Raw genomic sequence first — 9,195 nt, 5'->3', positions numbered from 1 at the left:
TTATCCACGACACGAAGTCCGGGAGCGTCCCATCCGGGTCGTAGTCACCAAGGTTGGACTCGATGGTCACGACCGCGGAGCCAAGGTGATCGCTCAAGGCCTACGAGACGCGGGTATGGAGGTCATCTACGGAGGACTGCGCCGTACTCCCGATGAACTTTGCGAGATAGTCTTGCAGGAAGATGCAGACGTCCTTGGTTTGAGTATTCTCTCGGGCGCCGTGGTGCCATTGACGCGTCGTGTGGTAAACGCCATGCAGGAGCGTGACCTCGACGACGTGCTTCTGGTCGTCGGTGGCATAACGTCGCCGCAGATCATTGAAGAGCTACGAGACCTGGGTGTGCTTGGCGTATTCGGACCAGGCACCTCGATGGACAAGGTGGTCTCCTTCATCAAAGGCAACGTGACCGCGAGGGTACTCCCGTGAGCGTACGATGCCCGAGCCCGCGACTCATGCGCAAGTGAGCACCGCGGCCGGAGATCTCGTGCAGAGAATCGTTGCCGGCGACCGAAGAGCCCTTGCCCGGGCGATCACTCTGACCGAGGACCAGGACCCAAGCTGTGCGGGACTGCTCGGAACAGTGTTCAAGTGGACCGGACGTGCGCGGCCCGTCGGGCTCACAGGGCAACCCGGCGTAGGTAAGTCGACTCTCATCAATGCGCTGATCAATGCGCCGATCGGAGCTGAGCGGCAACGGGGCCAAGAGGTCGCTGTGCTCTCCATCGATCCGTCGTCGAATCACTCCGGCGCGCTGCTGGGTGACCGGTTACGTATGAGCGATCATTTTGTCGACCCCCACGTGTTCATCCGCTCCACGGCTAGCCGGGACACGTCTCAAGGCACGGCTCATCCTGCTTGACAGGGAAGACGGACTGGCACCGGGAAAGGACCCAGAATGAATGCGTCCGATGTGCCCAAGCAGGAACCCTACCTTCTCGTGAGTCCTGAAGCACTGCGGGCGACCGTGGAGAGCATCTTCGAGTCGGTGGGCTTTCCATCCACGGATGCTCGTCGCTCCGCCGATGCCTTGGTTGCGGCTGATCTCCGTGGAGTGGAGTCTCACGGTGTTTCTAAAGATCTTTCGGAAATTGAGTGACTAGTGGTCATAGAGAAAGGCCGGTGTGGGCGAGGAACGCGTAGCACAGGGTGTAGCTGCTGCCGACCCGTCCCAGGCCGGACTCGGCGGCGGTGTGGGCCTCGTCGATGGTGTCGGGGCACAGGTTGGCGAGCTCGACGCTCTTGAGGTTGCCCCAGACCATCTCGATCGGGTTGAGGTCGTGGGCGTAGCCGGGCAGGCGCTCGACGACCAGCCAGTGCCGCTGGGTGGCGATCCAGGTCTTCATCTGCTTGGACTTGTGGGCGGACAGGTTGTCCCAGATCCAGGTGACCTTCTCGCCGCCGAAGTGGGTATGTAGTTCGGTGAGGAACTCGATCAATGACTCGGTGTTGTAGGAGCCTTCCTTGATCTGGAACACCAGGGCGGCCTCGCTGGCGCCCGGTCGGTAGGCCAGCGCACCGGACATCGACATCCTGGTCCAGGAGAACCGGTGCCGCAGTACCGGGGTCTTTCCCTTCGGCGCCCAGGTGCCTCTCACCGGCGGGAGGAGGGAGAATCCGCTCTCGTCTTGGAAGACGATCCACGCGCCGCGGCGCCGCGCGCTTTTTTATCCGCGGCCAGTCTTGTTTGACCCAGGTAGCGATCGCCTCGTCGTCACGTTCGGCGGCACGCCGCGCCGGTCGTTGCCGGCTCCAGCCCAGCCGCTCGCGCAGGATCGTCCAGGTCTGGGTCTGGCTGTGCCGCACCCCGGTCACCACCTCGATCACCTCCGCCACCCGCGCCAACGTCCACATCTCGGTCGCGAACCCATTCGCCCGCGGGCCCTTCTCCAACGCGGCCTGAACCTGCGCCAACTGCGCATCGCTGAGCCTGCGCACCCGGCCGGCACGCCCGGCACCGACCAGCCCCTTCCTGCCCTCGGCGACCCACGCCCGGTGCCACCGCGACGCCGTCTGCGCCGACACCCCCAACGCGGCGACCACGTCGACCTGACGCTTACCGCGGGCGAACATGTCCGCCGCCTTCATCCGCCGCGTCTTCAACGCCTCGAAGTCACGACGAGCAGCAACCCGCCTCGTGCCACGAGTCTGCTTCTTCTTGGTCCTCGACCGACCATCGCAGCCACACGAACATCGTCGCACCCGAACACCCCGAACCACGGCAACGACTCACCCTATTACCGAAACATCTTTAAGCACCGCGTTCGTCATCGCCGGGGTGACCAAGACGCCGGCCAACGCCAACGCGGTCGACACGTTCACCATGTTCCCGCTGTTCCTGTTCACCGGCGCGATGTACCCACTCGCCGCCTTCCCCGACTGGTTGGAGAGGCCGGCGCATTTCCTGCCGTACACCGGCCTGATCGAGGCGACCCGCGGCATCACGCTGCACGCCCAGCCGGTCACCGACTTCGGTCCGCAGCTCGCGCTCGGCGCCGCCTGGCTGGCGGTCATGTTGACGCTCGCGGTGCGGGCGTACCGATTCACGAGATGAGGCATGCGATGAACCCCGCCCACGTGCTGCCACTGTTCCGGGCCAGCTTCACCATGGTGTTCCGCGCGCGCGGCGTGCTGTATGTCTTCGTCTACAGCCCTGCACTGATGCTGGTATTTGCGCTGATGAACAACCTGGACTGGGGGACCGGCGATCAGCACATCGACTTCCGCGACTTCGTCATCCCTGGCATGGCCGCCTTCCTCGCCGCGCACCTGTTCCAGGACATCGTCACCGCGCTCGCCGCCAGCTACCGCGCCAGAGGCGTGCTCACCCGGCTCGCCGTCACCCCGGTGTGCGCACCGCTGGTCGTCGCCGTGCAGATGGTGACGTACGTGGTCTTCGGCGTCGCCAACGGCGCGCTGGTGCTCGCCGTCGGCAAGCTCGTCGGCGTCGACATCCGGCTCACAACCAACCTGCTCTGGGCAGTACTGCTCATCGGCATGGTCGTGCTCACCGCGCTCGCCTTCGCGTTCGCGATCGCCGGCTTCCTGCCCAACCCACAGTCGGCGAACGCGGTCAGCGGCGCCATCGGCCTGCCGCTCGCCTTCCTCAGCGGCGCGACGTACCCGATCGCCGCGCTGCCGGGACCGCTGCCCGACATCGTGCCGTGGGCGGTCCCGTTCGCCTCCTCGATCCAGGCGATCCGCGGCATTGCCCTCGACGGGAACAGCATCACCGCCTACGGCCTCGAAGTGGCCGTCGGTGTCGGCTGGCTGCTGGTCGCCTTCGCCCTCGCCGCCAAGGCGTACCGCTTCACTGACGAGTGAGTCGAGAGGACCGGTATGACGAAGCTGTCGACCTACCATCTGCTGGGACCGATGGGGCTGCGGGTGTCGCCGCTCGCGCTCGGTGCGATGACCTTCGGCAACGACCAGAGTTGGCGAGCGGACAAGGATATCCCCGAGCGATCCTGCACCGCAGTTCCCGTTCGACGTCGCATACGGCCGGATCCCCTCGACCACCGAGCCGGACGTCGACGTCCGTAGCCGTCCCACCAGGCACGACCGAGGAGAGGAACAGTCACCATGGACACCACCGATGAAGCCTCGGTTCCCGCTGCGTGTACCCGCTGGGCGCCGCCGTCGAACCAGGACCGGTCCGGCGAGTCCCGGCCACGGACAGTCCGGACGGCGTCGAGCGTTGGGTCGTCACCCGTTATGCCGACGTCCGGGCCGCGCTGGTCAAGCCACGGCTCAGCAACACCCGCGCCTATGCCAATGGGTCCGACGACGTGTATGAGGCTGGCGGCATGTCCCACACGATGATCGCCGTCGACCCGCCCGACTACACGAGGCTCCGCAAGCTCGTCGTGCGGGGGTTCAGCGCCACCCGGGTCGAGGCCCTGCGCCCCAGAGTGCAGGAGATCGCCGACGAGCTGCTCGACGCGGCCGCATCCCGCGACGACGTCGACCTGCTGGAGGCGCTGGCGTTCCCGCTCCCGGTGCGCGTGATCGCCGATGTGCTCGGCGTCCCCAGCGACATCCGCGACCGTCTGATCGCCGAGGCCGGGGCAGCGAGCATGGTTCCAATGGACGCAGTGGCCACCGAGATGACCGCGCTGATCGAGGCCGGGCGCGCCACCCCCACCGACGACCTGCTTACCGAGCTCGTAGCCGCACACGGCGACCACCAGCTCACCGACGTCGAACTCGTCCAGATGGCCGGCATCCTGTTCGCCGCAGGACACGTCACCACCGTGCACCTGATCCTCGGCGGTGTGCGGACGCTGCCGCGCCACCCCGCCCAGCTCGCCGAGCTCCGCCGCGATCCCGCTCTCGTCCCGCATGCCTTCGACGAGCTGCTACGGCACGTCGGGCCAGTGCCGGCCATCTCCAGGTACGCGCTCGACGACGTCGCCATCGGCGGCGTCACCATACCCAGGGGCAGCCACGTCACGGTCGCGCTCACCACCGCGAACCACGACCCCGCCGCCTTCACCGACCCGGATACCTTCGACATCCACCGCAACGGGACGCAGGACGTCGCGTTCGGCCATGGTATCCACTTCTGCCTCGGTGCCCGACTGGCGAAGCTGGAAGCCGAGGTCGCCATCGACACACTGCTATGCCGCTTCCCCGAGCTCGCCCTCGCGGACGAGCCGAACGGGGTCGAGTCGATGCTCGACGCGGCGCAACCACTGCTCGTCCACCTCCGCCGGCGACCATGATCGACGACCGGATCGAGCTCCTCGATGCGTTCGTAGTAGCGGATGGTGCGCGCGCGTCGACCCCGACAGCAGGGCTCGCCGATCAGCATTGCGCCACCGTCGACGGGCCTGCCGGTGAGCGGGCGACGGTCCGAAGCAACGTGGTCAGCAGCAACGCCACCGATAGCGAGAACAACCAGCCGCGCAGCGGCAGGAACACCGGAGCCAAAGCCGCGGCGAACCCGGTGCCGACCGCCAGCAGAAGAGTCGGAGCGCAGCGGGCCAGGCCGACGCCGAAGGCAGGAAGCACAGCGACCAGCCGCCCGAAAATCGTCCCGCGACACGCTCGTGCGGCGGACACCTGGTGCGCGGACAGCGTCACGTTGAGGACCAGCAACGTGGCGAGCAGACCGCCGAGTAGCAGGTTCCCGGGACTGACGAACACGACGAGCCACGACGCAGGTCGGATGCTCACGACCGGCTCGAACAGGTACGGAGCTCGCGTCGCAGTCAGCTTGCCGATCCAGTCCACGGCGACGGCGACAGCTGGCGAATCACCGTACCTGTTGGCTGTCGACGAGATGGTGAGGTCGCCGACCGCTTGCAGGTAGAAGAAGAGGAGAACAACGCCGGCACTGATACCGAGGCGACGACACCGTCGCCGTGCCCAAGCTTGGCCGAGCCGAGCCGGCGCGACCTGGATAGCGGCGACCACCGAGTCGGCGAGATCACCTGACTACCTCGGTGTCCGGATGGAAGGCGTACCAGGCGAACCACATCACGTCGAAGTAGGTCACTCCCGACGCACCGTTCCCGTCGCGACGACGGATTCGTGCTGTGGCGAGCTGGTCATCCCAGATTGCCACCAGTGGCGTGTCGGCGAGTGTGAACTCGATCTTGCCGCGCCGCGAGACCTCATCCTTCGCAACCGCGGCTGTCTGGCCGCCGACCCACACTGCCATGACCACCTGCTTGCGGTCGAACCGATCGCTGTCATGGAGCACCGGGGAACAGCAGATCGTCGTCGCGGTAGTAACCGCGCAGCGGTGCGTAGGACCCATACGGGTCCCGGCCGTAGTCCCGGACGTGACCGGTGGCGGCGGACAGCACCTTGGTGTCGGGATGCACGCTGCGCCAGCGGCTCCACGTCTACCACACCAGCGGCACCATGTCCAGCTGCCTACCCCGTAGCGGGCCGCGGATCGTCGTACCGGCTAGCTGCGGCCATTCCGAATCGGTCTGCCGGTCGTACATCAACAGGTTCGAGTTCACCAGCTGACCGGTCGTGCCGAAGGTCAGTGGCCTTCCTTCGGTCCCGCCGCGTACGCCGAATGCCGAGCCGGTCAGCGGACAGTACGTGACCGAGATCCGCTCGGCGCCGATGCGGTCGTTGACGATCTCGTGCCACACCAACACCAGCTGCGGATAAGCCCGGACGACACCGCAGTACGTCAACCCGAACACCGGGTCATCGTCGTCCTGTAGCTCCATCTCCGCAGCGCCGACGAACCGTGGCTTGTCGATCGCTGGGATGCCGTCCTTGCCGGGCCCACCGGAGACCACGTTCTCGGCGAGCACGTCCAGCCCCGTCCCCCCGGTAGCCGATCCGGTCGCCGGTGCGTCACTCGACCGGTCAGCGAACTGCCATACCCCGGCACCGACGAGGCCCGCGGCGCCAGCCAGCACGGCCGCGCCCTTCAGGAACTGACGCCGGCTCATGGTCGCCGGGGCCCCTGGCGCGGTGCGTGTCGGCTCCCCCCATGTATCCGACGGTATGACTGAGCTAGTCATGGATAAGTGAGCCGGATCACAGTTCGCCATCGCTGTTCAACGGGACCGGTTGAGGTGTTGGCTGGCGAGGCCCTCGGTGGCGGGGTCGGGGTCGACGTCGAGGTCGGCGAGTCGGTTCTGGAGTTGGCGGTAGAGGCGGCGAATGGCGTCGGTGCGGCCGAGTTCGCCGAGGAGTTGGATGCTGCGTTGGTAGAGGTCTTCGTTGTAGGGGTCGAGTGTGATGGCGTGGTCTAGGACGGTGATTGCTTGTTCGGTGTTGCCGTCGTGGTGATGGTGTTCGGCGAGGCGGGCGTGGGCGTCGATGGCGTTGCGGTGGAGTGATTCACGCAGGGGTTCGGCCCAGGCGTAGTCGTGGCTGTCGGTGAACTTCCCGTGATAGACGTGCAGCGCCTGGGTGAGCTTGTCGATTGGGTCTTGTTCGTCGCTGGGGTGGAGGTGGTGGGTGAATCGCCATAGGTCGACGTCGAAGGTGTGGGTGTCGAGGTGGTAGCGGCCGGCGGTGTAGATAACGAATTTGGCGTGGCGGGCGCCGCTGGCGTTGCGGAGGGTGTCGCGGATGTTGCCGATGACGGTGCGGAATTGGTTGGCGGCCTGGTCGGGTTCGGTGTCGGGCCAGCAGTCGGTGATGGCGTGGTCGAGGGTGATGCCGTCGGGCTGGGTGGCGAGGTAGGCGAGGAGCTCGCGGGCCTTGGTGCGCACGCCGGTCGCGATTTCTACGCCGTGCACGGACACCCGGACGGTGCCGAACACGTCGAGCTGAACTAACGCGTTCGCGGTGGTCGTGTCGGGCGCGGTGATCGATGGTGCTCGTGGTTCGTGGGCGGGTGGCTGCGGGGCGTTGGTGGCGTGTTCGTCGTTGGGGGTGGTGGCGGCGGCGAGTACGGCGAGGAGGTCGGTGCTGTCGGGTGCGGGGAGCTGGAACAGGCGTGTCCCGTCGAGTTGATGGCTGTAGGGGCCGGTGGCGGTGGTGACGTGCCCGTCGGTGGCGATGTGGCAACCGGTGCCGCGCGTCCAGTTGCCGAGCACGATGCCGCCGATGTGGTAGTTGCGGCCCAGCATGAGGGCGGCAGCGAGGCGGGCGTTGTCCCGGTCGGCGGTGCCGGCGAGGAGGACGAGCGTGCTGAGGGGTTCGTCGGGCTGGTCGCGGCGGAGGGTGTCGAGGTCGGGGATGTCGTAGTTGGCGAGGAGGCGGCTGCGGTGCAGGATCTCGGTTTCCATATGCTCCACGGCGGCAGCGAGCGTGGGCAGGATCGTGACTGCGGGCGGCAGCGGGACGGTGGCGGTGTCGTCGACGCAGAGGAGGCGTCGGAGGTCGGCCTCGGTGGTGACGATCTCGGTGGTGTCGGTGGCGATCAGGGTGATGAGTACTGCTCGTGCGGCGGCGTCGGCGCCGGGGCCGTTGAGCGCGAGGCCCTCGAGCGTCGGCAGTGTGACGGTGATTTCTTCACCGTCTCGCGCAGCGATCGGGACGTCGCCGGCGACCGCGCTGCCGTGGCGGCGCGTGTGCCCGTGGTTGATGGCGCCCTGTTCCTCGTCGGCGTCGGTGGGGAGATCGGCGAGGTAGGCGCGGCGCAGCCGCTGCGCGGTGGGATTGGTTTCGGGACCGGTGGGGGCGACTGGCGGGTCGGCCAGGGCCCGGTAGCGGCGCCGACGACGCAGGAAGATCAGTGTGATCGCGGCACCGATGACTGAGGCGAGCGTGCCGCTGGCCAGTGCACCGGATGGTAGGGAGATCACCTGTCGTTGTTGGTGGTCGCCGGGCTCAGCGGTAGCGGGGGACGCCTGGGTGGTCGACGGGGGAGCGCTCGGTGTCGAGGTGGCGGGCGAAGAGGCGGGTGGCGAAGCCGTCGATGGGGCCTGAGACGGCGGGGGCGTGGACGGTCTGCGGTCGGCGGGCTTGCTCGGTCGCCTCGACGAAGGCGGCTTGTCCTCCCGAGCGGTGTCTGGGAGGAGCAGTCGCCACCCGGGGCGAATGAGGTCGGGGTCGGTAAGCCGGCCACCGTCGGGCTGGGCGCGGCCGTGGTTGAGGCGAGCGATCTCGCGGTAGCGGTCGGCGTCGCCGAGTCGGCGGGTGGCGATGCCGCGGAGGGTGTCGCCGTCGGTGACGGTGTACCAGCGGCCGGTCCCGGTGGCGTCCGGTGAGGCGTCGGCGGGGAGGAGGAGCCGCCAGCCGGGGCGGATCCAGTGGCTGCTGGTGAGCTGACTGCCGTCGGGTTGGGGCCGGCCGTAGTTGAGCTCGGCGATGTCGGCGTAGCGGTGGCCGTCGCCGAGCCGTCTTTCGGCGATCCCCCACAGAGTGTCTCGCGGTTGGACGATGTAGATCGCGTGCGGGCCGGGGGCGGCGGAGGCGTGGGTTGGGTGATGGTCGGCGACGGGCTCGACGGCGGATCCGTGGGTTGGCCGACCTGGCGTGCTGGTGGTAGGAGCGGGTGGCGCGGTGGCCACCGCGGCCGGTGCCGGCGGTGGCGGTGTGGGGGATCGGGCGAGGGTGCCTGGTGCGGCGAGGACCGCGGCGGTCAGACCGCTGACCAAGACGCGGGCCAGCCACTGCACCGGACCTAGCCCGGGGACGTGTGGGGTGGGTCGTCCGCGTAGTTGGGCGAGGCCTTCGAGGACGACGAGGATGGCCAGCAGCGCCCAACACGCCCAGGCGAGGTAGGTGAGGGTGGCGATGAAAAGCTGCCCGTCGTCCCGGGTCATTAG

Annotated in this window: 10 protein-coding genes and 3 pseudogenes; 8 read left to right on the top strand and 5 right to left on the bottom strand. The window is 67.7% G+C overall.

All coding sequences use genetic code 11. The features are described from left to right. The first annotated feature begins 31 nt into the window (after positions 1 to 31). The 3 genes from GEV07_29775 to GEV07_29765 are packed head-to-tail and all read left to right on the top strand — an operon-like array spanning position 32 to position 1,097. Positions 32 to 427 (top strand): methylmalonyl-CoA mutase, encoded by a 396-nt coding sequence (locus GEV07_29775; GenBank protein ID MQA06714.1) that lies wholly within the window; start codon positions 32 to 34, stop codon positions 425 to 427. A 7-nt stretch (positions 428 to 434) separates the two neighbouring features. Continuing rightward, positions 435 to 860, top strand: a complete 426-nt coding sequence (locus GEV07_29770) for a hypothetical protein (protein MQA06713.1) — start codon at positions 435 to 437, stop codon at positions 858 to 860. 36 nt (positions 861 to 896) lie between these two features. Continuing rightward, positions 897 to 1,097: a hypothetical protein gene (locus GEV07_29765; GenBank protein MQA06712.1), complete on the top strand. Its 201-nt coding sequence runs from the start codon at positions 897 to 899 to the stop codon at positions 1,095 to 1,097. 7 nt (positions 1,098 to 1,104) lie between these two features. On the opposite strand, the gene GEV07_29760 is transcribed toward GEV07_29765, so the two are convergent. Together GEV07_29760 and GEV07_29755 are read right to left on the bottom strand one after the other, a co-directional pair. After that, positions 1,105 to 1,638 (bottom strand): IS630 family transposase, encoded by a 534-nt coding sequence (locus tag GEV07_29760; GenBank protein MQA06711.1) that lies wholly within the window; start codon positions 1,636 to 1,638, stop codon positions 1,105 to 1,107. A 61-nt stretch (positions 1,639 to 1,699) separates the two neighbouring features. Continuing rightward, positions 1,700 to 2,086, bottom strand: a pseudogene (locus GEV07_29755) (helix-turn-helix domain-containing protein). Here GEV07_29755 and GEV07_29750 point away from each other — a divergent pair. The 5 genes and pseudogenes from GEV07_29750 to GEV07_29730 all read left to right on the top strand — a co-directional run bounded on the left by GEV07_29750 (position 2,070) and on the right by GEV07_29730 (position 4,722). After that, a complete protein-coding gene (locus tag GEV07_29750; protein ID MQA06710.1) occupies positions 2,070 to 2,552 on the top strand; it encodes a hypothetical protein in 483 nt (160 codons plus the stop codon). The pseudogene GEV07_29755 and the gene GEV07_29750 sit on opposite strands and share 17 nt — an antisense overlap. Then, positions 2,549 to 3,322 (top strand): hypothetical protein, encoded by a 774-nt coding sequence (locus GEV07_29745; GenBank protein ID MQA06709.1) that lies wholly within the window; start codon positions 2,549 to 2,551, stop codon positions 3,320 to 3,322. The genes GEV07_29750 and GEV07_29745 overlap by 4 nt, the downstream gene beginning before the upstream one ends. Positions 3,323 to 3,337: 15 nt before the next feature. After that, positions 3,338 to 3,451: pseudogene (locus tag GEV07_29740) on the top strand (aldo/keto reductase). 142 nt (positions 3,452 to 3,593) lie between these two features. Further along, complete coding sequence (locus tag GEV07_29735) at positions 3,594 to 3,794, top strand: hypothetical protein (protein MQA06708.1); 201 nt, start codon at positions 3,594 to 3,596, stop codon at positions 3,792 to 3,794. A 10-nt stretch (positions 3,795 to 3,804) separates the two neighbouring features. Then, complete coding sequence (locus GEV07_29730; protein ID MQA06707.1) at positions 3,805 to 4,722, top strand: cytochrome P450; 918 nt, start codon at positions 3,805 to 3,807, stop codon at positions 4,720 to 4,722. A gap of 82 nt (positions 4,723 to 4,804) precedes the next feature. Here GEV07_29730 and GEV07_29725 read toward each other — a convergent pair whose 3' ends face one another. From GEV07_29725 to GEV07_29715, 3 genes and pseudogenes are all read right to left on the bottom strand, one after another. Beyond that, positions 4,805 to 5,233: a hypothetical protein gene (locus GEV07_29725; GenBank protein MQA06706.1), complete on the bottom strand. Its 429-nt coding sequence runs from the start codon at positions 5,231 to 5,233 to the stop codon at positions 4,805 to 4,807. Positions 5,234 to 5,429: 196 nt separating this feature from the next. After that, positions 5,430 to 6,420 (bottom strand): annotated as a pseudogene (locus tag GEV07_29720) (DUF3179 domain-containing protein). Positions 6,421 to 6,528: 108 nt separating this feature from the next. Continuing rightward, the coding region (locus GEV07_29715; GenBank protein MQA06705.1) for a LysM peptidoglycan-binding domain-containing protein at positions 6,529 to 9,195 on the bottom strand (2,667 nt) is incomplete at its 5' end.

The sequence above is a fragment of the Streptosporangiales bacterium genome (genome assembly GCA_009379825.1).
Taxonomy (GTDB): domain Bacteria; phylum Actinomycetota; class Actinomycetes; order Streptosporangiales; family WHST01; genus WHST01.
Note: the sequence above shows the minus strand (reverse complement) of the source record. Positions and strands in the feature narration are given on the sequence as shown.